The following is a 23,534-nucleotide window of genomic DNA, read 5'->3' as shown; positions in this document are numbered from 1 at the left end:
TTGGAAAATTGAAATACGTGATATAATCATTCACAAATCATGATAATAAAAGAGGGATTGCTTATGGAAATGAGACATGTTAAAACATTTTGTGCGATTGTGAAGCACGGTAGTTTTTCTAAAGCTGCTCATGCATTAGGTTATGCGCAATCTACTATTACAGCGCATATGAAAGTATTAGAGAATGATTTACATATTCCTCTTTTCGATCGGTTAGGGAAAAAAGTACTTCTTACAAAAGCAGGTCATCAATTTCATCCTTATGCTTTAGAATTACTTGCTATTTATGAAAAAGCGCAAGAAATCCCTCAAAATACCGATCATTTAGAAGGTACATTGAGTATTACATCTAACGAATCATTAGCAGTATATCGTTTACCACAATTATTACGTACCTACAAACAGAAAAATCCGAAAGTAAATATCATACTTGAAACAAGCACAAATGAACAAGCATTTCAAAAATTACGTGAAGGAGAAACAGATGTTGTCTTCATAATTGGAGAAAGTATTGAACATAATGATTTTATTACGCGTACATTTAGTAATGAAACATTTGGATGGATTTTACCGCCCCATTATTCTACACAATCTAATCCGTTTTGTTTATTAAAGGATACTCAGTTTATTTTTACCGAACAAAGCTGCGGCTATAGACCAATGGTAGATCATTTTTTACGGCAAAGCGGGAATATTCCAGCTAAAACATTTGAAACTTCCAACGTTGAAGTCATTAAACAATCCGTTATGTGTGAGTTAGGAATTTCAATTCTTCCTTACATCGTTGTACAAGAAAGTTGTCAAAAAGAGCAACTCAGTTTTCAGCCTATCGAAACTCCAACAGTTATTCAAAGCCATGTAATCTATCATAAATCTAGATGGATTTCACCTGTAATACAGTCGTTTCTTTCACTATTAAAAGTGATGAAAGTATAAAATAATTTGAAAGAAAACATGAGTTGAAATCCTTTGAAGAATATCAACCCACATTTTCTTTAATACTACTTATATAAAGGCTGTTTTTATGAGGTTTTCGTATAAGTGTGATTTCATTAATTAAAACTACTTTCAAAGTCGACATATCAGCGATAATTTATGTCTATTTCGAATAGGTGTTAGCAAGTTCGTTTGCAAACTTGTTAGCACTTTTTTAGATTCCCTCCAATACATACGCTCTCACAAAAACATCATATTTAGCTGCTAACTCTTCCAGTTTCTTTTCTCTGTATTTGGTCAAGGAAGAGAAACTAAATTTGTTGAAGTGAAAAGACATACACAGGGGACTATTGGAAGACCTGCTATCCAGAAACTCCATAGTGCCATTGTTGATGCTGATGCTGTTTGAGAATATTTCGTTACACTGAGTAATTTCAATAAAAATGCAAGGAAATATGCAGCTAATAAGAACATCGAGTTAATTGATGAGGATGCTCTTATTAACATGATGAATTTAGATACAAACTAAACAAGCCGTCCAATAGGACGGCTTGTTTTTACTTCACATACACATAGGCTTCATTTGCATTTATATAGTATGTTTTTCCTTCGCTATTGTGAAATATACATCCAAAAAGCGTACCCAAAGATAAGATATTATTTAAAATGAGAATATTTTTCTTCAACTAGTATTTGTTAATCAATGCCGCAACTAGTAATTCTCTCCACTACCTCTTAAAAATTAGCATAGTTTGTATGAATTCTATATCTAGTAGAAAGCTCTCTATTATATAAAAATATAATAATAGGTTAATAAACAAGCATTCTTTTTACTAAAACATAGAATAATATGAACCCTAATGGAAGGGAGGTATAAAAGAATGTCCTGGAATAATGATTGCTGGAGTTCTAAGAAAAATCATTGTTGCGATGATTGGTGGAAATCTAAAGATAAGCATCATTGTGATGACGATTGGTGGAAATCTAAAGATAAGCACAATTGTGATGACGATTGGTGGAAATCTAAAGATAAGCACAATTGCGATGACAATTGGTGGAAATCTAAAGATAAGCACAATTGTGATGACGATTGGTGGAAATCTAAAGATAAACACCATTGTGATAATGATTGGAAGTTTAATCGAAATAAGTGTCGTTGTAAATGTTTCTTTATTTGTTGTCATTGTAAAAAGAAACATTGTTAAGTTTTTCAGTGCCAGCTTAAAGGCAAAGAATATATCTTAGGGACTAATAAATGCTGGATTATGGTAATTAAAAAGACTGTCTCTAAATGAAGTGCACCCCAATTGTTAGACACATAATTAACAATTGGAGGTGCATTTTTCATGGTTAAATTTTCTTCGAAAGACAAAATACAAGCAGTAAAACGATATCTAGAAGCTACGGAAGGCGGAAAAAATGCGACTGTGATTGTCATTGTGAACCTCGCTACCAAGCGTATACATCCGGCCCTTTATTCCGTAATGCTGACACTGATTTCATCCAAGTTTCTGCACTTAATCAAACAGACGAACCGCCAACTGTAACTATAGCGGTACAAAATTATCAAGATACTTGTGAGGGCAATGTATATCCTTCATATGGATATCTTTGTGGGGAGTTAATTAACGATGATAACGGCGGTTCAGATGATGAAGTACGCAATGGGGATGGTAACGGAGGATGTATCTATTGTGATCCTGAAGGCGTAAATCCGTTTATTGGACCGGTAACATTTACAATTCCACCTCGGCAGTTGTTTAGCGTAAGGGGATTTTTACCGCAAGACCCGTATCAACCGGTAGATCCACATTACGTAGTTCGGGTGACAATCTAAATACAAACCGTACTCAAAGTTCATAAACGTAATTTGATGGAAGAATTTCGCATTTACCCAAGCCATATCAGCTTCTTTTGTTATTTTTGGATCTACTCGTAAATGGATTCCCTTCTTCATGTTTGTAATTGTAATGTTGTTGCATTTTACGTTATCATTGTAAGACATTTGTTTTGTAGCTTCCATAAGAATTCCTGTACCTGTCCATCCACTTGTCGCATGTTTACCAAGTATATTAATATCTTTCAGCATGTGATCTTGTTCCGTCAGCTCTTCATCATCTAGCATCTTTTTTAACTTGGCTTTTGTCTCAGGATTTTTAACATTAGTAATGCTCCTTTTCGCAATAGTAACGTTACCTTTTAATTGTTCATCCCATTTATCTTGCGATTTCCACTTTCTAATTTGAGATGGCTTCAGGTTTAATTCCTTTGCAATCTCAACAAGTGCCTTCTCACCATTGCTTGCTTTGTATATTTCAAATGCTTTATCACGGTTTGGACTACGCTGTCTCGCCATCTACATTTCACCTGCCACCTCACGTTCGAATTTTATATTTCCATGAGTTCATTCCTTACGCTAATCACTAAATGAATCTTATTTTAAAAATATTTCTCGTTTATTTGTTACCAATTTCCTTTTGGTTTGTATATAGCAATGTAAAAACTAAATTTAAAGGAGAGAAATCATGAAACTAAAAATCAAAACACCAGACGGATTTAAATCAGATTTTTACATTTCACCAGAGTTTATTAGCGCTATCGGATTATCCACCTTATATCTCCATCTAGCAGGAATCATTTGATTCTTGCTTTTTCCATTCGTTGAGTTCTTTTGTTTGGTTTAAATGGGTTAGGTTAATCTATTAATTCTATTAAATCCATCAGTTCAACTATTACATATTAACGTTTCCTTCATATATTATAGTAGATTGTTAGAAAGGAGGCGTAACCATGGATAGTTGCGTTGTGTTTGTAAACGGACAACCTTTTTTAGTTCTTTCAGTAGCTGGTATCGAAATTGCTAGATTAGAGATTTCTCTTCAAGTAGCATTAGCTTTAAGAGTGCTTGGAATACCAATCTGCGATTAATTACCGTGCCACTAAAAAAAGAGAGCATTAGCTCTCTTTTTTATTTTCCCGTTATCTTTCCTTAACAACAAAAAAACCTAACCAAGTTCATGGCAGCGCCTACAATAATTACTATTTATTTAATCCCTTCTTCATATTATCTACTACATTTTTAGCGAGTTTTTCTGTTTCTTCTTTACTTAAATTAGGAGCATTAACAGTCACACTATAATTAGTTGTCTTTGTTTCTGTTTTTCTTGGTTTTAAAGTAGCGTAGATAATTGCTATCCCCGCACAAACACATGTTATTTTAATTACGTTGTCTAATACTAGTGATGACCACATTAAGAAATCAAACACATAAGAATTATACTTTTTTACTAGTATACAAGCCGTATCTTTTAAAAGAAGCACAACATAGAATAAAATACAGGACAAGACTTTCAAAAAAACTTGTCTGAGTTTATTCTCAAAAAGAGGTGAACATAAATGCCTATCGTTAAGCCTTTTATAGCTGGAAGACGATTTGTAAGTACAGCTGCTACAGGGACTGCTGCTGGAGCAGATTTAACTTTTGCTAACACAGACTTCACTGATGACACTGGTGCTGTAACAACATTCCCTGCTTCTTATGCTTTTTTAACGCTTTATATTAATGGCGTTATTCAAACAGGTGATACTATTACTGGTGTGACTACTACAGCTGCTACTATTGTAGGAGGAGCTGTCCTAGATGGAGGAACTCCTATCGCAATCGAATTTACAATAACATAAATTTAGTTATCTTTTTAGAGGTTTCATTAAAAGAAACCTCTAATTTTAAAAACTGTAATTAATTTTAGTAGCAACTACATAATGCAGTGCATATACTAGTATAGAATAATTGGTATTTATACTCACTCTCAAAAAGAGCACTTATATGGTGCTCTTTTCTCTTGTTACGAAATACAAATCTTTGTATAAAACTGTACCTCTCTAAAAACCATACATACAATATGATGTGAACCCTTTTTTCTAAATAAGTCTTGGTCATAAAGCGCCTTCCTCCAAAGGCGCTCTTTAATTTTCAAATAACATTTTCAAGTAATTACGAGAGCGGATTTTATTATGTTGTACAAGCACTACTTCGCTTTATTAAATAGACTATATAGACAACTAAAAGAAGGGAGCTTTAAATTCATATGGCTGATTACTTTTATAAAGATGGTAAAAAGTATTATAAAAACCAATCGCATTCGGACCATCAAAAAAATAACTGTTTTGTTGAGACTCATACAATTGGTGGTTCAGGAGAAAATTTAAATGGAAATATACCTACATCTATTGACCTCCTAAATACCACTCCACAAACAGTATTTGAAGATTTCACCAACAATCACAATAAAACATTAATTCAGTTATTTGTTGTCGGTATGAGTGCACCCGTTCAAGTAACTATTCTAACAAGAAGATCTAGCACACCAATTACTACTACATTACAACCCGTTCAAACAAAAATATTTCAAGTTGAAGATTTTCAAAGTCTTACTCTTACAAAGCAGGAAGGTCCTACTAGTGTAGTTAGTTTATTTATTCAAAAAACATTTTGTATCTGCTGTAACGATAATAACGATTCATGTGATGAATATTACCACGAGTGCAATTAATAGATTAAATCGCCAAAAGGACCCTTTATATAAAGTTTTTTCCTTTCACTCCCCTCATTCCCCCGTTTTTTTGTTGAAAATTCTAAAACATGTTAATACTATAGATACACCAAGGTTGAATACAAATGACCATTGTGTTCTTCTTATTTACGGAGCAGTTAGCTTTTGCTAGCTGCTCTTTTATTTCGTTCCAGTTCTTTCCTCTTAAAGAACTCTTTAACTGCGTTTTCCCAATAAGTACACATATCCTTTCCCCTTTTCTACAAAATGAATTTTTTATTTAAATGTGTTTTTACACACTTGTATGAACTAAACATATATTTATATAGACATGCATTATACATTTCCTTTTTGGGTTTTAATGCTCATATTATAAATAGAACAAAAATATTTTATCTACTTTTATAAGAAGGTGTTTTTATTAATACAACTGTAATTTCGCATTTTTTATAATGAAGAGTATCTACTCCCTTGGTGGTTAATGCACCACACAAAACTATTTAATCACGGTATCCTTATTAATCGAGGATCTACTGATTGTTCAGTAGAAATATGTAGATTATTTGCACCTCATTGGGAAATCCGAGATTCAAAAGTATTAGTGTTTGATGCCTTATTAGTTGATCAAGAAGTAATGGAAATAGAAAAAGAAATTTCGGGATGGAAAATGGTTTTAAACACCACTGAATTTCTTTGCTGTTTTGATAAGGAAGCCTTTTTCTCTTCTCTTGCTGCTTTTGGAAAAAACATGTATTCTATTAGGACTATTCTGATGGTGGATGAACCTTCTCACGGTTATACTAATCCGAGATACGGTATTCCGCTAGTCAAACAGCGTTATCATGGGATAATAATCCATCCTAATCCACCTGCCCCTTACTACGGTGGTAGATTCCTCCACAATATCTCTTATTTATTAGTCTGTCCCCCACCTGCAATTAATTGACTACCCGAATATGTACCTTTTTGCATAAACACTTGATTAATTAACTCTTTTTGTTCCGCTTCTGACATTACCCCTTTTCCTTCGCCTAAATTCCCGCTTTGTAATTTCCAAATCTTATTGTGATCCGAATCAATCTTTTCATATTTTCCTTGTTTCCATCTCTCTAAAATGTCTGCATATGTATTTCCTTGTACAAGATCATTGCTCTTTACAATATCAAGTAAACTTTCAATACGTTCTTGTGTAATAAAAATATAGCCCCACTTTTGATCAGCTTTCGTTTTTTGATGTGCCATTTCATGTAATGCTGTCTGTATGTTCTCATCTGTCCATTTAAAATTTTTATTAAATCCACTATTCGGTAATGAATGATTGCCATTTTCTAAAAGCTTTGCATCTTCAGCTTTTACATTACTATCAGCTAGTACTTCTACTGCCGGAGCAGCTGGTGATGCCTTTTTAGCAGCTGGTTTACTATTATTCAAATAATACAGCATACCATACGTTACACCTACGCCAATTACTGCCATACCAGCTAAAATACCTATTATTTTAAATAATGTTTTCATCTTGCTTGTTTCCTCCCATATATCCCATTCATAATATCTATTTATAAAAAACAGATGTAGCATCTCTTTATTGGCGCTTACTGCAATTTATTTTTCATACTAATTAACATAAACATAACTTTTACTTTCTAGAAATGCAGCAACTCCATCCTCATCGTTACTTTTAGCAATAAATTTAGCAACTGACTTTAATTCCTCAACTGCATTACTCATTGCTACACCAATCCCACACTTCTCTATCATTTCCATATCATTGTAGTCATCCCCAAAGGCAATTACTTCAGATACGTCTCGATTTAAGTGCTGTAGAACATATTGAATACTATTCCATTTTGAAACTTCTGCATGCATAATTTGACACAAAGTTCCGTCATCTGTAATGACTGCCTTGCATTCATCAGGCAATTCTTTAATGAATTCCTCGTTTATTGAGCCCTTAGTACAAATAATTACTTTTGAAGCTTCTTCAAAGTCTAAATCTCTTACATCCATAATTTCACATGGTACATTGCCAAAATAATCAGTAACATCAAAATTTGAATACAACTTATCACCTATTTCAAGACAAATCTGATGAAGATTGTACTTTTTTGCTATTTCTATAATTTCTAAAATGTTATTTTTAGAAATCTTCCTTTCATATAAAATATCATTACCTTTAAGAACGAGAGCCCCGTTATAACAAATAATAATTTCACTCTTTAACACGCTGGGAATATACTGTTTTATAGCTCTTGGAGGCCTTGCTGTAGCAAAAATCAGTTCGTATCCATTATTTTTACATTCCCTTAAAATATTAATAGATTTCTCTGAAATTGTTTTATCACTTCTTAATAAAGTCCCATCAAGATCTGAAATAATAATTTTTTTCATACTTACATTTATTCTCCTTTCACAAATAATAACTCTAAGTATTGATTAATTGTTAAATCAACTGAGTTTTTACAGGTAGTTACTCTATACCTACTTTCGTCTCAATTCAATTTCAGTCTCACTTTCATTTATTACATATTCTCAATTCCCTAAATCATATATATATTTCCTTATATTGTATTTCTTTTCTTTGCAAATTAAAAGATTATTCTGTTAAAATAATCATTTTTTCCAACTACTAATTCCACTCAAAGCATTTCATTTTAATTTTATAAAAATAAATGATAGCCTTATATTTAAAGGAGATGAATAAATATGAGTTTATTGTATAGTGGTTTAACTTTTTTAAACTTTGGTGATACGTATTTATTACAAAATAAACTACATTCTTATTCACATGAAGATATTGATTTTACCCTTTTAGAACACTCAAACCTATATTGCGAAAGCACTTCTTTAATGCATATAAAAAGGGCATTAAACCGTATAAAGAAAAAAGGAATTACTTTTATTGGTTCTGGGAATTATCATTATGTATCTTATTTATTACTAGAAGAAATAGACAAGCCTTTTACCCTTATACTATTTGATCATCATACTGATACGAACTTAAAGGAAGTGAATGAACAGTCTCTTATTTCCTGTGGATCATGGGTATCATTTTCTCTTCAAAATAATGATAAGTTAAAAAAAGTAATTATTATCGGACCTTCTTCTCTAACAATTCATTCTAATGATTGTTCATACATAGAAGTTTTTCCGATTCATATATCACATGAAGTATCCATACATACAATACTTTCACATATTCATACAGAAACAATATATGTAAGCATTGATAAAGATGTTTTAGATCCAAAAGTTACTATTACAAATTGGGATCAAGGGCATATGAAACTATCTAGAATTTTACAATTTATTCATTCTCTTATTATGAATAAATCTGTCTATGGTATTGATATTTGCGGTGAACTCCCAGTTTATCCTTCTCAACTCTTCTTACCTAAATATAAAAATGCTATTCAGAAAAATGAACAAGCAAACTTACAAATTTTAAAATCAATATATAATACATAAAAAAAACAACGAATGCCATATAAGGCACTTGTTGTTTTACGCACGATGTTCTTTTAACCACTTCGTAACCGCATCTAACCTCGAAACATCAAAACGTCTCTCTTCACACACATTTAGACTATTTAAATTATTTACAATTTCTAGTTCATTCGTTTTTACACTTTTCGCTTCAATCATTTTGCAGTACCCGTCTGTAACGGTATTTAAATTTTCATAATAACGTTGAAACGATTTTGATATATGTAAATGTTTTTCAAAGTTTCTTCTTCTTTTTGTCACATCAGATTCTTTCCGTTCTCTAAGTTCCTCATCATTCGTATATAAATAAAAATATTGATCAGGAAAACCAATTTCCTTATGTATCAGCTTTTCTTTATAAAAGTTTTCTATTAAAGATAATGGCTGATCAAATATTTCAAAATGGAAACACCAATTATAACTTAGTGGCTGATAAATGTCGCCATCAAGTATTACTAATTCATATTGCTCTGACTTCTGCACTGCTATTTTCCAGCGCTCTACTTGTTTTTCAAAATACCATGTTCTATGTTCATTTTTTGGTCTTTCAAATAAAAAATTCACTTCAGGTATAATATAAGCACCATAATTCTTTTCTAACTCACGACACGTTGTGCTCTTACCAACAGCACTTGCTCCCTCAAAAGCTATAATCCCCATAGTCTCTCCCTCTTTCATTAACTAAAATCTCGTTGTTTCGCTTTTCTCCCCCATAACTGTCTCCATAAAACAATTGAAGCGATAGAAAGCATTATTGTTGTAATGATACTTCCCTCAATTCCGAATGAGCCTCCATGAAAGAGTTCCGATCCGTTTGCTACAGGTCTAAAAATCGGTGTAGAATACATTTCCATTCCACTAACTGCAAAACCGAATACGTTATATTGTGCCCAATTCCAAATGGAATGCCACGCACATATCCCCCAAAGACTACTGTCTTTCAAAACGTAAAAAGCTGCAAACACACCAACTAATATTATATTCGATATTGAAAGAATTGTAATACCTGGATTTAGTAAATGAAGAAAACCAAATAAAAAAGAAGTTACAACAATCCCGATCCAAATACGGCTTCTAACAGAAAGAACTGGAAATAACCAACCCCGAACAACAATTTCTTCTGTTGCACCTTGTATTAAAAAAGCAATTAAAGATCCTACAATTCCAAGTATAGCGGTAGGTGTAATTCGCTGCATTTCTAGTTGTACATTTCCTGTTAATAAAAGTAGCATTACTGGTATCGAAATGAAAATAAACCCAATTAATGCACCTCTCAAATATTTTCTTATCCATTGATCTCTCCAAAAACCAATGGATGAAAATGATCTTTTCTCTACAAATCTAATCCATAAAAAAACAAAAAATATAGCTCCACCAAACGTTAATATCATCTCAATGTTGCTATAAATCGCTTTCATAATGATTGTTTCTGCTTTCGGCAAAAATAGCATAAATAACATGAACAATTCACCTAAAGTCAAAAATACAATTGCAAGTATAACAGCGAATACTGGATGAACTTTTCTTCTCCCCTTTTTTGCTGCTTCAATTATTTTAAATTGAGTAGACTGCAATATTCTCGCCTCCTTAACAAATATATCAACACTATTCTTATACTATATATCGTTTCCCTAATACAATTTTTCAATAAAGTGACACTTTAATCAGTGAAGGATTTGTTCATCCCCCACTGATTATTAGCCCTCACCAATCGGGATTTTACGGGTAGTTAATGCGTGATAAAAATGTTCTTAGTTTAGCATAAACCAAAATTAGGAATAATATATAAATAAAAGAGATGTCTTTGTGTCTTTTACCATTTTTCCCACCCTATTTCTCACTGGTATTACCAGCACTTGCTATTTCCCACCATTTGTTGTAAGATAGTAATTAAGGTCAATTTAACACTATATTTTCTTTGCATATTATCAAGTATCAATCAGGAACACTTTGTACTCCTTATGGGTTTTTGATAATATGTGAACTTTTATTTTTCATTCAAATAAGGCCGATCATATTGTAATCTTTTTAAATTTTAGGAGGCATTACCATGACATTAACAGGTAAAGTAAAATGGTTTAACAGCGAAAAAGGTTTCGGTTTCATCGAAGTTGCAGACGGTAACGACGTATTCGTTCACTTCTCAGCTATCACTGGCGACGGCTTCAAGTCTCTTGACGAAGGTCAAGAAGTTAGCTTCGAAGTTGAAGACGGTAACCGTGGACCTCAAGCTAAAAACGTTGTAAAGCTATAATTCAAACAATAAAAAGGTTGTTACCAGCTCGGTTAACAACCTTTTTAATATATAACTAAAAATTTTTACATAAAAGGAGTGGTTACATGTATCGCAATCGAAAGAACGATGTAGCAGAAGTACCACCAGAACAAACCCCTGTCTGGGAATGTGAAGCAGAGGATTGTTTAGGATGGATGAGAAAGAACTTTTCATTTGAAGAAGAGCCTAAATGCCCTTTATGTAAAAGTAGCATGAAAAGCGGAGAACGTTTATTACCTAAGTTAGGTTAATTTTTATTTAACCCCTCTTTTATAAGAGGGGTTTTTTATTATAAATTTATATCCTCTACATCCGTTCGAACTATAGAATACAATAATGCATCATGTTGTTTATTTCCTTGATGAATATATCCACGCAATAGGCCTTCCTTTTGAAAACCAATTTTAGATAACATTTTACAAGAAGTAACATTTTCAGGGTATGTAATAGCACCAATTCTAAATAAGCCTAAATCACGAAATCCATAATGAATAATTTCTTGAGCCGCTTCTGATGCATAACCATTCCCCCAATATCGAGGGTGTAAGTCATATCCAATTTCAGATCGTTTACTCCATAGTTGTAAATTATTTAATCCAATTGTACCTATTAAAGTATTTGTTTCTTTTAACACAATTCCCCATCGTATTGCTTTTTTCTCGAAGTAATTTTTCGAAAAAGATTCAATCATACGTGAAGCTTGTCCAAACTCCGTAAAAGAATTCATACCGTAATAACATGTTACCTCATCCAATGAAAAGATTTCATATATTTTTTGACAATAAGATTGTTCTATTTCAACTAAACGCAAACGTTCTGTTTCTAATATAGGAAATACCATAGGATCGCTCCTTTCTTTCTACTCATTCATTATAGCAGAAAAAATATTAATAATTAGGAAAGTCCTCAATGTCCCATTAATCAAATATTTCAAGAGAAGCTTATCCTCTTAATTCAATACGAACTAAGAGTAACCCTTCTTGCATTTGCATGATTAGAAAAAATAAAGAGATGATCAAAATACTATGATCATCTCTTTATTCTCTATTTTAAAAATTAATTGTATTATTTTCATTTCCAACACTCCACTCGTAATCTTATAATTTCAATTCCATGCTCACTTTTCCCTTCTAAAACAACACCCTGCTCCATACATTTATGGTAAAATATAGTTAATGTATTACTTTATTGTGGAGGTGTAAATTTCCTATGTATATATTCATCGGCTTATCCCTTTTACTCATATTACTCATATTTTTATTCGCAAAAAAGTTCGCCCCAAACTCATTTATGATGACTAGTTTTAAAGGCAATAGCTTTAAAATATTTTCAATCAGCATGTTAATCGCCGCCACCCTTTCACTTTCCTATGGAATCTATCACGCAACAACATATCAACCTAAACATTTAGAGATCACATTACAAAATCAAAACTTTACTGTTTTCGGTAATGTTGGAAAACTTGGATATTTCTCAGAAAAATTACTAAAAAAAAATACAACAGTTGAACTACATTTTGCCTCTTGGGAACCAATGCAATTAAATAATCCAGAAATAATAGTAGACTATCCTTCAGGTAAACAGGAAACATGGAAACCGAACATAACATTAATTCCTGCCAATAAATTAAAAGAGAAACACCGTATAAAAGAGCTTTATCAACTCTCATCATATTCATTTAAAGAGTCCGGGAATATAACATTAACGATTACTGAAAATAATACAACTAATAAAAAGGTCTCAATTCAAGTGAAATAAATAAAATGTCCCTCCAGCATAACCGAGGGACATTTTATTTATATATGTATGCTATTTTAATTTGACGGTTCATTTAATGTTGCAATTATTTCATTTGCAGTGTTCTTTCCATTTCCAATACACGCACCAATTCCGACACCGTAATAGGAAGCGCCAGCTAAGTATACATTAGGATAAAGATCAGTCATTTTTTCTTGTAATGTTTGAACCGCTTGATTATGTTCTAAATGATATTTCGGCATTAAATCTTTCCAATTTGTAACTTCAACTACTTCTGGTTCACCTTTAATTCCGAGACTCTTTTCAATATCATATAAAGCGACTCGTACTAATTCTTCTTCACTATAATTTTTAATCGTTTCATATACTGGATTGGTACTCTTATAAAACATTCTCACTAATAGCTTTTGTTTTCCAGATGTATGTTTCCACTTTCGGCTTGTCCATGTACAAGCGTCACAATGTAAATCACTGTTTTCCGTTACGATAAATCCTGTACCGTCCGCCGGTAATTGTTCATCTAGTATGTCAAATCCTAAGTAAATACTTATAAGAGATGAGTTTTTAAATGTATGAAACTGCTCGTTTAACTCATTAGACTGTAATAAAGTTTGGGCGATATCATGCGGAGTTGCTAAAACAACATAATCAGCTTGGATTGAATTGTGATTTGCAAAGGAAATTTCATAGCGATCACCTTGTTTACTTACAGCCGTCGTTACAGCACCTTTCTTAACAACCGTCTCAGGCAGTACTTCTTCTAAACGATTAATAATCGTAGATAGTCCATTTTTGAATGATACAAACTTTTTATTTCCTGCTGATTGAAATTGTTTTTTATTCTCTTCAAAACCTTTAATAATACTTCCATACTTATTTTTATACTCCAGTAAATACGGTAATGTAGATGCCATCGTAAGCTCATTCAATTTACCAGAATATACACCTGAAAGTACAGGTGCAATTTGTCTTTCCACTAACTCTTTCCCTAAGAAGCTTTCTAAAAATACAGCAAGTGATGTATCTTTCGTAAACTCTTTATTTTTCGTTATGTAATCTTTTAAAGCAACAATTTTTCCTTTCGTTGATACTAGCGTACTGCTAAACAACGATTCAACACTCATCGGTATCCCAAATATAGTGTCAGAAGGAATTGGATGTAAAGCATTATCAGAATATATGTAAGAAATACCCGTTTCGTTATATACCATTTCTTCTTCTAAATTTAATTCTTTTATTAGAGGCATAACATGCTCATTACGAGCAACGATAGAATCTGCTCCTGATTCCATAATAAAATCCTTTTCTTCTACACTATGGATTTTACCACCTAAGTACTTTTCTTTTTCTACAAGGATTAAATTTAAATCAATATTATTATCCTTTTTTAATTTTTCTAAATAAAACATAGTAGAAAGTCCCGTTATACCTCCACCAATAACAACAACTGTTTTCATATGTGCTGCGCTCCTAACCGATACAATTAATAATTCCTTTATTATTATACCCAAAAGTCCTTATATTCGACTAGCAGCTTGCGCATTCTGTAAGAAATTAGACAATATATTCGAATATATTCCCGGTTGATCATTATGCACTAAATGACCGGCAAAAGGAATAACAGCAATATGAATATTATCGTTTAATTGTTTGAACGTTGTAGCAGCTGTAACTTCGTCTTCTGAATCTCCCCCAGCAATACAAAGTGTAGGTACTTGAAGGCTAGCTACATCACCAGTTTCATCAAATGGGTACCAATCCTTAACTTGCCACGATTCAAGCAATGCTTTCCAATCACTTTTTTCATGAATTTGATTCATATAAGTTACAACTTCTTCATTTTCTATCAATTGCTGATGGCACTTCGCTTCATACTCCTGAGACTCCTCCCAATTTTCTCTCTTAAGCGGAAAGATACCTGAAAAAGTTAATGTTCTCACCTTATCTGGATATTTTTTTGCAAATAATAAAGCAACTAATCCTCCTAGTGAAACACCAGCTATATGACATCTATCAATTTGTAAATGTACTAACGTATCATGTAAATCCTTTACAGAACGTAGGAAATAATTCCCCAATGTTCCTCCTGATTTTCCATGCCCTCTTAAATCAGGGCGAATGACTTGATAATTTTGTTCTCGAAAATATGCTGTCTGCTCTTCATATTCTACTAAACCTGTCATACCACCAGAATGCAAAAGCACGATTGGTTCCCCTTTTCCTAAAATGTGCGTATGTAATATCATTTATCCCCCTCCTTTAAAATTGAATTTTCTATTAATTATTAGTATATAGAATTTACATCTAAATTTTCAAATAAAAAAAGAACTATAACATATTCACATCATGTCATAGTTCTTTCTATTTTAAAAACATAAAGTAATTAATCAATTTGTCTATTTCTTGGCTTAAAGCCAATACTTTTTCATGTTGAATTCCATAATCCGATACTAAATATAAAAGTTCTTCTTTCTTTATTTCAATTGCTTTTTCCAATTTCATTAATTCCATGTCGTTTTACTTCTCTCTCCAATACTAAAAATGTATGTATTTTAGTATAGCCTATTTACAGAATTAGTAAAAGTAAAATACGTATGTAAAATCTTACAAATATAAAAATAATATACTATCGACAAAGAATTTTTATATTTAGCCCTTTATACAGATCATTAGACTTCATTACGTATTCATAACAAAACGGAATTTCTCTAATGTTATATCTTTATATTTTGGAGCCCTCTTAATATGATCAAAATAACTATATGAGAATTTAAAGACATGTCCGAAATCCCAATCAAATGCACTATAGTCTTTTAGCCAAAATTGATTTTCTGTTGGTAATATATAAGCACGTTTAGATTCGATTAAAGGTAAACAATCTATCGGTGAATGCAAATTTATTTCACTATTCGATGTAAGACTTTGACTAGCACGTAACACGTATACTAGTTTTAATAGGGGACGTATCGCTCGATGGAATATATCTCTATGCCCTAAGTCATACATAATATTAATCGCATGTGAAAAAGTAAGTAAATGACCAATTAAATCATGATGCGATTCCGCTCTATAAATAATATTAAATTGCGAAAGCTCCTTTAAAATAAACTTTGATACTTGTTTCGGATTTCTCAGTTTACTTTCCATCTCATTTTTTATACTTAATTGTTTTACTTCCTTTGTCGTAAAACCAATCCACGATCTACCAGGAATTGTTTTTTGAAACGATAATATAAGATTAGCAATCCCTTCAATTGCTTGATTATCGCCCCATTTTTGTAACTCTTTCATAGCTAATAAACTTAATGCAGCATAAATGACATTATGCCCTACCCAATGAAGTTCATCAATTGTATGCTCCAATGATTTTATAATCATTTTTTCAGCACTTTGAAAATCAATTTCTTCTTTATTATCGATAATTTCACCTAAGTTTTGCTTGTTCAGCATCATTTTTGTTTGAGAATACATATTACGAGTTATTTCTTCTTCCATATTGTTATCTTTCATGAAAAAATAACTAGCAATTGCAGCTGCTCCGAAATGCGCATGCCAAATATCATTTGTTTCTTTTTTACATTGAGAAATAATTGAAAGGCCACCTTTTAAAACAGTTTTATTTTCCATCTTTTTATCCCCCATGATAAAAATCGCTTTATACTCATCCTAAAGATGGCGTCAATACGAATAAAATGTGATTCGCTTCATCACTTTTATTCAAAAAACGATGCTTCACATTTGGTGGGATACGTACAACATCCCCTTCTTCTAAGAAATATTCTTTTCCTTCTAACTCCACATATACTTCTCCTTTCATGACTACAGCTATTTCTTCTTTATTTTCATGTGAATAGTGACTTTCTATTGTATTTGCTTGTTTATTTAAGTCCATCATTAACATTTCAATACGTGCTTTCATAAAATCAGGTGTTAATACATCGTATACTATGTGATCGCTATTTTCTCGATATACTTTCTTTCTATCTTTCTTCTTAGAAATGAGTGAATCTGTATCAATCTCATTAATAAACAGTGTAAATAGTGGGACATTTAATGCTTTCGCTATTAATTCCAATACACTTAACGAAGGATTCGCATGTCCCCTTTCAATTTGGCTAATTAGTGACGTACTAATCCCTGCATAATCAGCAAATTCACGAATTGTCATCTTATTTTTCTTACGATAACTTAATACAGTTTGTCCAAGCCTATCATGTATCATAGTAAATCCTTCCTTCGTCCATCATAATATATGTTTCATCGCTTTTGTACTAACTTACTAAACAAAGGCAAATAATCCTTTTCTATCGTCTCCGAGACTTATATACTTACCATTGTACATTATATCGTATTTATTTTATTATAATAAACAATTCATCGGAGGGACAAACTTTGAAATCACCTATTCTTTCATATTGCATCTTATTTTTCGGTGTATTCGCCTTATCAACTTCAGCGATTTTTGTAAAATTGGCCGATGCTCCTGCGGCTATCATTGCTTTTTATCGATTATTTTTTGCTGCATTAATTCTGTTACCGTTATTACTATTTAATAAAAACAATCGATACGAACTAAAAACATTAACGAAAAAACAATGGAGATTCGGATTCATTTCTGGGCTATTTTTAGCTGCACATTATGTACTATGGTTTGAATCGTTACAATATACTTCTGTAGCAAGTTCCACAGTTATCGTAACATTACAACCTTTATTCTCAATGATTGGTGGTTATTTTTTATTCAAGGAGAAGTTTACAAAAGGAGCGGTTATTGGTTGCCTCATCGCTATTTCAGGAAGTATCGTCATTGGATGGCAAGACTTCCAAATTAGCGGAGAAGCTTTATACGGGGATATTTTAGCATTTATTGCGGCAGGAATTATTACCGGTTACTTTTTCATTAGTCAACATGTTCGTAAAGATTTATCACTTATACCGTATTCGGTAATTAGTTATGGAAGTAGTGCCTGTTTTCTTGGTATATTTGCTTACTTGCAACACGAATCTTTCATCCACTACTCTACACAAACTTGGATGTGCTTTATTGGATTAGCGTTTATTGCAACGATTTTAGGACAAACAATTTTTAATTGGTTATTAAAATGGATGAGTGCTACTGTAATCTCTATGAGCATTTTAGGAGAAACGATTGGAACTTGTATACTAGCGTACTTTATTTTAAGTGAGACCATTTCTTTGCAACAAGGACTAGGTATTACAGTTATTTTTATTGGTTTAGCATTATTTTTATTACAAGCAAATTCGAATAAAAAAGCATGACATTATACTGTCATGCTTTTTCACTATTCATTATGTACAATTAAACCATCAGGTCTAAAACGACTCATCATAATTTCATTAATAAACTTTCCGTGAGCCTTCAAATTCCCTATCTTTACTCCCTCTTCTACAAATCCGAATTTTTCATATAGAGCTTTCGCTTTAGGATTCGTTTCTAAAACACCAAGTTCCACTCGCTCTAACATTAACCAATTATCAGCCAAATCCAGCATTTTTGTAAGAAGTGCTTTCCCAATGCCTTTATTATGATATTCACTGTCTACCCCTATAAATAAATCACCCGAATGAGATCTACGCCCTGGACTTTGTGTTAAACCAACAAAACCTACAACTTCTCCATCAAATTCTGCAACAAATTCAAATTGATTTGGTGCTAAATTTCGAATTCTATTTTCCATTGCATCTACACGCATGCTAGGTAAGAAAACCATATAAGGTAAAACATCATCTTGTATGCATATACGATGAATTGCTCTAGCATCTTTTATTTCTACCGCTCTAACTTTGATCCCCATTTTGTTCCCTCCATATAAATACACAATACATTTCTCATTCTAGAATCCTTTATAAAACCCCTTCTCCTGTGTATTTCTTTATGTTATTTTTACACAATTATTTCAATATAACATTCAATTTAAGAACAGCTTTATCTACCTAACTACTAACTAAAACCAAGTTAACTTTTTACTTTATTATATAACTCAAGTAGCTTTTCAATTTGAATCCCATTTATTTTCATACCGGTTATATCACAATTTTCTATTTCAATATTTTTCAAATTACTATTATGTATTGTACTACCTTCTAAATCACAATTATCAAATAAAATAGGTTCCTTCTCATCGCCAAGACTTGTATTTTTGAATTGCACTCCACCTAATGTCACCAAATTAAATTTACTACCAGAAAGATTTAAATCTGCATATGAAGAATTTCTAAAATTTATATTTCTAAACTTTGATTGACTTACATTACAATTACTCATATTCATATGCATTATATTACTACCAACAAATGCACTATTTTTCAAATTCACTTGATAATATTCTGTATTAACCAAATTACAGTTTTCGTATTGCCCTGTTTTCATATCTTTATTTTTAATTAGGTTCTCTTCAACTGAACCTACATGTATTCTTTTTACATAACAATACTCATCTTCAGATTTAAAAATTATTTCATAGCCCATTTTTTTATAAAAATGATGATTATTAATTTGTCTACTAGATGTTTCGAGATCCCAAATCTTTATGCTTTGATATTCCTCTTCTATTAATTTAATAACATGTGATCCAATTCCTTTTCCTTGATAAACAGGATCTACAAAAATACGATCAATTCGACCGTATGACTTACCAGAAATCGTAACTATAATTCCCCCGATTATTTTTTGATCCATTATTACTTTGAAAGAATCCAATTCTTCAATTGAATATTTCATCATTTCAACTGAAGAATATCCTGGTGGTTGAATGTTATACTCAATTACATCATTTTGGCCGCCAAGCCATTTTTCCGCTTCTTCATCAAATGTTTTTTTCATTATTTCTGTTAACTTTTCAGCATCTAAAATTGTAGCTTTTTCTATAGATATTATTTTCATTTTATTTTCCCCTTCATCGTTACAAGATAATAATTTTTGCGAACGATATAGTTATAATATTAAGAAAGTTAAGATTAACAACTCTCTTTACTATTAAACTACAAATAAACCTATATTTTCCACTGTGACTTAGTATTCATGTATAAAAAAGAGACCATGTAATAAAAACATGTTCTCTTCTTTTATTCATTTTCAATTTTACATAATTAAAAATTAAATATTACTTAAGCCACTCGTTGCAACTATTACTTAACTCCTGTAAATCTTCTATAAATCGACTCGCATGATATCCATCACAAACCGAATGATGGAATTGTAATGAAACTGGTAGCATAAACTTATTTTCTTCATTAAAATATTTCCCACAAGTTATAATTGGTAATAGAAAATCAGCATCATTATTAATATTAAGATTAAATCCAGTAAAACTAGTCCAAGGTATGCTAGAAATCGGAAATACATTAGGCGGAACATTTTCTTTTGTGAAGAGACCATGAACACTAGCATAGCATCTCATATCTTCTTCATAATTTTTATAGAAAATGTGGAATTCACTAGAATAATCCGTCCATATACTTGAAAAAGACTTATCATCTTTATGAAAGATTGTATAACTCGGTATCATTTCCTCCCAATAGCCTAAAACTCCTTCATCGTTATAACATGTTCGAAATTCTTTATGATTATTTACTACTCGAGAAATTAAATATATAAAAACGGGATAAAATTTTATTCTCTTTTGATTTAATTTCTCTAATAACATCGTGATATCAACATTCACAGTCATACTAAATGTACATTTCAACTTTAAATAATGGTCAAAATACTGCTTTCTATTCCAATTTCCTCTATCAATTACATGAAACTTCATTTTAATAGCCTCCTAAAATTTTATTTTTATTTTAGAAGGCTAACTTTCTTGTTTTCACCATACTTGTTCACTCCTAACAGTTTACATTTCGCCCTAATTATTTATTTAATTATATAACATCTATAAGAATCAATTCACATATTTCTGGAAATCCATCCACATACTATAGATAAATCAAATGAAATTTGGAGGATTCATACATGAATAACAAAAATGTAAATAAAAAAGAAAATGTTATCGAAAACGCTACACCTATTCAAAATAATAATACTGCAAACCTTAATATCGAAGAACAAGCAATGAATGGCTTATATGGAATGCCCGAAACAACAATTGAAGATGCTGATCACGCTGTAACTGATGATTTGACTTCAAAAAATTAATTAACTACATTGAAAAAAGCCAAGGAAAATATCCTTGGCTTTCTCAACTATGCATCCACTTTTTGTACTTCTTCTCTCTTTCTCGAAAGTTTCCCTGGCCAAAAAGCAAAGCGACCTAAAACAACTGTAATTGCCGGTACTAGTAATGGCCTAACAATAAACGTATCAAGTAATACTCCAATTGCTGTTACAATACCAAATTGAACGAGCACTTGAATTGGAAGTGTTCCTAACACTGCAAAAGTTCCTGCTAAAATTAAACCTGCTGAAGTAATGACACTACCTGTTTGTATTACACCATTTCTTACTGCATCCAAATGATTTTGTGTCTTTCTGTTTTTCCATATTTCAGAAACCATAAAGATATTATAATCTTCACCTAAAGCAACTAAAAATACAAATGCATATAACGGTATTGCACCTTGAATGGCCGGCGCTCCCATACCATAATGAAGTAATAGCCACCCTGCTCCTAATGCAGAGTAGAATGATAAGACAACAGTTACAATTAAATAAATCATCGCAACAATTGATCGCAAGTAAACAAGTAATAGTAAAGCTATGATACTAATCATTACTGGAATAATAACAGCTTCATCACGTTCCGTAATTTGCTTTGTATCATATAATGATGCCGTTTCTCCACCAATCCATAATTGATCTTTAGCATTACTAATCCCAGCATCTTTTAATACTTTTTCTATACTACTTTTCAATTTAGGGATTTGATCTAATGCTTCAATTGAGTATGGATTTTCTGCTAAAGAAACCTCATACATTTGTATTTGCTTATTTTCTTTACCCTCTTTTGGCTCCTTCACTGTATTAACAAAAGAAAATTTCTCTAGTTCTTGTTTAATAGGAAGCTCTTTTCCTTTCGTATCAACAACAACTTTTACTGGCGCTAGTTCACCAGCTGAAAAATGATCACTAATTAACGTAAACCCTTCACGGGAAGGCATATCTTTTGGAAACGATTCTAATAGGTCATATGCGTATTGAATACGTGGTACAAATGAAGCCAATCCGCCTAATACAAACACAGTTAGCATAATTATTGTCCACGGTTTTCGGACTACAACATCACCAAGTTTTTTACTAAAGGCATCTTTTGATTTTTTAACCTTTACTACTTTCTTTTTCTTTCTTGCAAACTCCTCATTCATTGAAGTTGTTCTCGGTATAAACGGGAAGAACGCAACTCTGCCAAAGATTAATAAACACGCAGGAAGAATTGTTAAAGCAGCGATTCCCATTATGAATACTGCAACACTAAATGGTACTGCAAATCGATGAAAGGCACCATAATGAGCAAGTAGTAATGTTCCTAATCCAAGTACTACCGTTAATGCACTCATTATAATTGCCCCACCAGATGCTTTAATCGCAAGTTGTAGCGCCTTATATTTACTTTCTTCCTCTAGTAAGTACTCTCTATATCTCGAAATTAAAAATAAACAATAGTCCGTTCCAGCACCAAATAATAAAACTGTCATAATTGAAATCGCTTGGGCATCTACTTTAATCCATCCGTGATCAGCTAAAAATCCAAGTGTAGGACTAATAATACCGTATGCAAAACCTACAACAAGTAAAGGTAAAATTGCTAAAATTGGTGAACGATAAAGTAAAATTAATAAGACTAATACTAGTAGTACAGTAGCAACTAATAACTTCACATCAGCTTGACTAAATAAGCTAACTGCATCCGTTTGAATACCTACTGGTCCAGATAACCGAACATGTAAACCCGAGTCACTAATTTTTCGTTTGAATGGATCCTCATCGATCTTACTATTCACTATGTTTCTTAAATCTTCAAGATTTCCTTTTAATATATCTGTTCCAGCTGTCTTATTAAAGAATACTGGTGTAACAAATGATGTACCATCTTTTGATGCACTTTTTGATAATGCTTGTTCCGGGATTGTATCAAATGGCGGTAATGTTGATTGTTCTTTTAAAGGACTGGTTTTTAATTCTTTATAAACGTCTTGTATGAGTTTATAATCCTTTGACTGTAATCCACCATCTCTATGCCATACTACTAACAACGGATTTCCTGCATTATTCGGAAACTCTTTTTTCATAAGTGCTTCCGCTTGCTGTGACATAGCTGTTTCAGGTAAATTTTTCGGATTCGGTTCTTTCGTACTATTTACTGGTGGTAACGTAAATGAAAGTAATAATGTAATAAGAATCCAAACCGATAAAGTTATCCATTGCGTATTCTTCCCTGCTACAAGCTTCCCTAACATATGTAACGGGTGCTTTTTCATAAAAACCCACCTTCCTTTTTTCCTCCACTATTAATTATATATACTGGTCGGTTAATTAATCAAGAATGATTAAAAATTATGTTATAATTATT

General features: G+C 31.9%; 25 protein-coding genes and 4 pseudogenes. 13 read left to right on the top strand and 16 right to left on the bottom strand.

Annotation, left to right across the window (positions count from 1 at the left end; all coding sequences use genetic code 11):
• The first annotated feature begins 63 nt into the window (after positions 1 to 63).
• The gene (locus ACYVEC_RS29070; protein ID WP_098555290.1) at positions 64 to 936 is read left to right on the top strand and encodes a LysR family transcriptional regulator; all 873 of its coding nucleotides are present in this window, start codon (positions 64 to 66) and stop codon (positions 934 to 936) included.
• 214 nt (positions 937 to 1,150) lie between these two features.
• Here the strand turns inward: ACYVEC_RS29070 and ACYVEC_RS29065 are convergent.
• Positions 1,151 to 1,246, bottom strand: a pseudogene (locus tag ACYVEC_RS29065) (replication-relaxation family protein); the annotation flags it as partial.
• Here ACYVEC_RS29065 and ACYVEC_RS29060 point away from each other — a divergent pair.
• A pseudogene (locus tag ACYVEC_RS29060) lies at positions 1,244 to 1,465 on the top strand (restriction endonuclease); the annotation flags it as partial. The pseudogenes ACYVEC_RS29065 and ACYVEC_RS29060 overlap by 3 nt on opposite strands.
• A 365-nt stretch (positions 1,466 to 1,830) precedes the next feature.
• Entirely contained in the window at positions 1,831 to 2,181 is a 351-nt protein-coding gene (locus ACYVEC_RS29055) for a hypothetical protein (RefSeq protein ID WP_098555288.1), read from the top strand.
• A gap of 841 nt (positions 2,182 to 3,022) precedes the next feature.
• On the opposite strand, the pseudogene ACYVEC_RS29050 reads toward ACYVEC_RS29055, so the two are convergent.
• Positions 3,023 to 3,292: pseudogene (locus tag ACYVEC_RS29050) on the bottom strand (phage terminase small subunit-related protein); the annotation flags it as partial.
• Between the two features lie 434 nt (positions 3,293 to 3,726).
• Between ACYVEC_RS29050 and ACYVEC_RS29045 the strand changes: the two are divergent.
• From ACYVEC_RS29045 to ACYVEC_RS29030, 4 genes and pseudogenes are all read left to right on the top strand, one after another.
• The gene (locus ACYVEC_RS29045; protein WP_000376554.1) at positions 3,727 to 3,864 is read left to right on the top strand and encodes a DUF3956 domain-containing protein; all 138 of its coding nucleotides are present in this window, start codon (positions 3,727 to 3,729) and stop codon (positions 3,862 to 3,864) included.
• Between the two features lie 468 nt (positions 3,865 to 4,332).
• Positions 4,333 to 4,617 (top strand): DUF4183 domain-containing protein, encoded by a 285-nt coding sequence (locus ACYVEC_RS29040; protein ID WP_001123247.1) that lies wholly within the window; start codon positions 4,333 to 4,335, stop codon positions 4,615 to 4,617.
• A gap of 407 nt (positions 4,618 to 5,024) precedes the next feature.
• Positions 5,025 to 5,489 carry an exosporium protein D gene (locus tag ACYVEC_RS29035; protein WP_460509446.1) on the top strand — a complete coding sequence of 155 codons (465 nt, stop codon included), beginning with the start codon at positions 5,025 to 5,027 and terminating at the stop codon, positions 5,487 to 5,489.
• A 420-nt stretch (positions 5,490 to 5,909) separates the two neighbouring features.
• A pseudogene (locus tag ACYVEC_RS29030) lies at positions 5,910 to 6,402 on the top strand (glycosyltransferase family protein); the annotation flags it as partial.
• Here ACYVEC_RS29030 and ACYVEC_RS29025 read toward each other — a convergent pair.
• Both ACYVEC_RS29025 and ACYVEC_RS29020 read right to left on the bottom strand, forming a co-directional pair.
• The gene (locus tag ACYVEC_RS29025) at positions 6,399 to 7,004 is read right to left on the bottom strand and encodes a PRK06770 family protein (RefSeq protein ID WP_063225032.1); all 606 of its coding nucleotides are present in this window, start codon (positions 7,002 to 7,004) and stop codon (positions 6,399 to 6,401) included. The pseudogene ACYVEC_RS29030 and the gene ACYVEC_RS29025 sit on opposite strands and share 4 nt — an antisense overlap.
• A gap of 99 nt (positions 7,005 to 7,103) precedes the next feature.
• A complete protein-coding gene (locus ACYVEC_RS29020; protein WP_063225031.1) occupies positions 7,104 to 7,877 on the bottom strand; it encodes a Cof-type HAD-IIB family hydrolase in 774 nt (257 codons plus the stop codon).
• Positions 7,878 to 8,192: 315 nt separating this feature from the next.
• Here ACYVEC_RS29020 and ACYVEC_RS29015 point away from each other — a divergent pair, with 315 nt between their 5' ends.
• Positions 8,193 to 8,954, top strand: a complete 762-nt coding sequence (locus ACYVEC_RS29015; RefSeq protein WP_063225030.1) for an arginase family protein — start codon at positions 8,193 to 8,195, stop codon at positions 8,952 to 8,954.
• A gap of 36 nt (positions 8,955 to 8,990) precedes the next feature.
• Here ACYVEC_RS29015 and ACYVEC_RS29010 read toward each other — a convergent pair whose 3' ends face one another.
• Positions 8,991 to 9,650: a nucleoside/nucleotide kinase family protein gene (locus ACYVEC_RS29010; protein WP_142332693.1), complete on the bottom strand. Its 660-nt coding sequence runs from the start codon at positions 9,648 to 9,650 to the stop codon at positions 8,991 to 8,993.
• Positions 9,650 to 10,546: a CPBP family intramembrane glutamic endopeptidase gene (locus ACYVEC_RS29005; protein ID WP_063225029.1), complete on the bottom strand. Its 897-nt coding sequence runs from the start codon at positions 10,544 to 10,546 to the stop codon at positions 9,650 to 9,652. Before ACYVEC_RS29005 ends, ACYVEC_RS29010 begins: the two co-directional genes overlap by 1 nt.
• Positions 10,547 to 11,022: 476 nt before the next feature.
• Here ACYVEC_RS29005 and cspD point away from each other — a divergent pair, with 476 nt between their 5' ends.
• Together cspD and ACYVEC_RS28995 are read left to right on the top strand one after the other, a co-directional pair.
• Complete coding sequence (gene cspD / locus ACYVEC_RS29000; protein WP_000176365.1) at positions 11,023 to 11,226, top strand: cold-shock protein CspD; 204 nt, start codon at positions 11,023 to 11,025, stop codon at positions 11,224 to 11,226.
• A gap of 86 nt (positions 11,227 to 11,312) precedes the next feature.
• Positions 11,313 to 11,498: a cold-shock protein gene (locus tag ACYVEC_RS28995; protein WP_000286198.1), complete on the top strand. Its 186-nt coding sequence runs from the start codon at positions 11,313 to 11,315 to the stop codon at positions 11,496 to 11,498.
• 38 nt (positions 11,499 to 11,536) lie between these two features.
• Here the strand turns inward: ACYVEC_RS28995 and ACYVEC_RS28990 are convergent, their stop codons facing one another.
• Positions 11,537 to 12,088, bottom strand: a complete 552-nt coding sequence (locus ACYVEC_RS28990) for a GNAT family N-acetyltransferase (RefSeq protein WP_063225028.1) — start codon at positions 12,086 to 12,088, stop codon at positions 11,537 to 11,539.
• Positions 12,089 to 12,456: 368 nt separating this feature from the next.
• Between ACYVEC_RS28990 and ACYVEC_RS28985 the strand changes: the two genes are divergently transcribed.
• Positions 12,457 to 13,005: a hypothetical protein gene (locus ACYVEC_RS28985; protein WP_063225027.1), complete on the top strand. Its 549-nt coding sequence runs from the start codon at positions 12,457 to 12,459 to the stop codon at positions 13,003 to 13,005.
• A 56-nt stretch (positions 13,006 to 13,061) separates the two neighbouring features.
• Here the strand turns inward: ACYVEC_RS28985 and ACYVEC_RS28980 are convergent, their stop codons facing one another.
• The 5 genes from ACYVEC_RS28980 to ACYVEC_RS28960 all read right to left on the bottom strand — a co-directional run bounded on the left by ACYVEC_RS28980 (position 13,062) and on the right by ACYVEC_RS28960 (position 17,227).
• Positions 13,062 to 14,462, bottom strand: a complete 1,401-nt coding sequence (locus ACYVEC_RS28980; RefSeq protein ID WP_199678243.1) for a protoporphyrinogen oxidase — start codon at positions 14,460 to 14,462, stop codon at positions 13,062 to 13,064.
• A 60-nt stretch (positions 14,463 to 14,522) separates the two neighbouring features.
• Positions 14,523 to 15,251 carry an alpha/beta fold hydrolase gene (locus tag ACYVEC_RS28975; RefSeq protein ID WP_098557452.1) on the bottom strand — a complete coding sequence of 243 codons (729 nt, stop codon included), beginning with the start codon at positions 15,249 to 15,251 and terminating at the stop codon, positions 14,523 to 14,525.
• A gap of 115 nt (positions 15,252 to 15,366) precedes the next feature.
• The gene (locus tag ACYVEC_RS28970; protein WP_063225024.1) at positions 15,367 to 15,516 is read right to left on the bottom strand and encodes an aspartyl-phosphate phosphatase Spo0E family protein; all 150 of its coding nucleotides are present in this window, start codon (positions 15,514 to 15,516) and stop codon (positions 15,367 to 15,369) included.
• A 168-nt stretch (positions 15,517 to 15,684) separates the two neighbouring features.
• Positions 15,685 to 16,632, bottom strand: a complete 948-nt coding sequence (locus ACYVEC_RS28965; RefSeq protein ID WP_098556300.1) for a hypothetical protein — start codon at positions 16,630 to 16,632, stop codon at positions 15,685 to 15,687.
• A gap of 34 nt (positions 16,633 to 16,666) precedes the next feature.
• On the bottom strand, positions 16,667 to 17,227 hold the full coding sequence (locus tag ACYVEC_RS28960) for a helix-turn-helix domain-containing protein (RefSeq protein ID WP_063225022.1): 561 nt from the start codon (positions 17,225 to 17,227) through the stop codon (positions 16,667 to 16,669).
• Between the two features lie 170 nt (positions 17,228 to 17,397).
• Here ACYVEC_RS28960 and ACYVEC_RS28955 point away from each other — a divergent pair, with 170 nt between their 5' ends.
• Entirely contained in the window at positions 17,398 to 18,285 is an 888-nt protein-coding gene (locus tag ACYVEC_RS28955; protein ID WP_063225021.1) for a DMT family transporter, read from the top strand.
• A gap of 23 nt (positions 18,286 to 18,308) precedes the next feature.
• On the opposite strand, the gene ACYVEC_RS28950 is transcribed toward ACYVEC_RS28955, so the two are convergent.
• The 3 genes from ACYVEC_RS28950 to catA all read right to left on the bottom strand — a co-directional run bounded on the left by ACYVEC_RS28950 (position 18,309) and on the right by catA (position 20,780).
• The gene (locus tag ACYVEC_RS28950; protein WP_063225020.1) at positions 18,309 to 18,821 is read right to left on the bottom strand and encodes a GNAT family N-acetyltransferase; all 513 of its coding nucleotides are present in this window, start codon (positions 18,819 to 18,821) and stop codon (positions 18,309 to 18,311) included.
• A 161-nt stretch (positions 18,822 to 18,982) separates the two neighbouring features.
• Positions 18,983 to 19,909, bottom strand: coding sequence for a GNAT family N-acetyltransferase (locus tag ACYVEC_RS28945; protein WP_063225019.1), 927 nt, complete (start codon positions 19,907 to 19,909; stop codon positions 18,983 to 18,985).
• Between the two features lie 220 nt (positions 19,910 to 20,129).
• The gene (catA, locus tag ACYVEC_RS28940) at positions 20,130 to 20,780 is read right to left on the bottom strand and encodes a type A chloramphenicol O-acetyltransferase (RefSeq protein ID WP_063225018.1); all 651 of its coding nucleotides are present in this window, start codon (positions 20,778 to 20,780) and stop codon (positions 20,130 to 20,132) included.
• Positions 20,781 to 20,980: 200 nt separating this feature from the next.
• Here catA and ACYVEC_RS28935 point away from each other — a divergent pair, with 200 nt between their 5' ends.
• Positions 20,981 to 21,163 carry a DUF4021 domain-containing protein gene (locus tag ACYVEC_RS28935; RefSeq protein ID WP_063225017.1) on the top strand — a complete coding sequence of 61 codons (183 nt, stop codon included), beginning with the start codon at positions 20,981 to 20,983 and terminating at the stop codon, positions 21,161 to 21,163.
• Between the two features lie 47 nt (positions 21,164 to 21,210).
• Here the strand turns inward: ACYVEC_RS28935 and ACYVEC_RS28930 are convergent, their stop codons facing one another.
• A complete protein-coding gene (locus ACYVEC_RS28930) occupies positions 21,211 to 23,442 on the bottom strand; it encodes an MMPL family transporter (RefSeq protein ID WP_460509438.1) in 2,232 nt (743 codons plus the stop codon).
• Positions 23,443 to 23,534 lie beyond the last annotated feature (92 nt).

The organism is Bacillus sp. MN7755, assembly GCF_054771475.1.
Note: the sequence above shows the minus strand (reverse complement) of the source record. Positions and strands in the feature narration are given on the sequence as shown.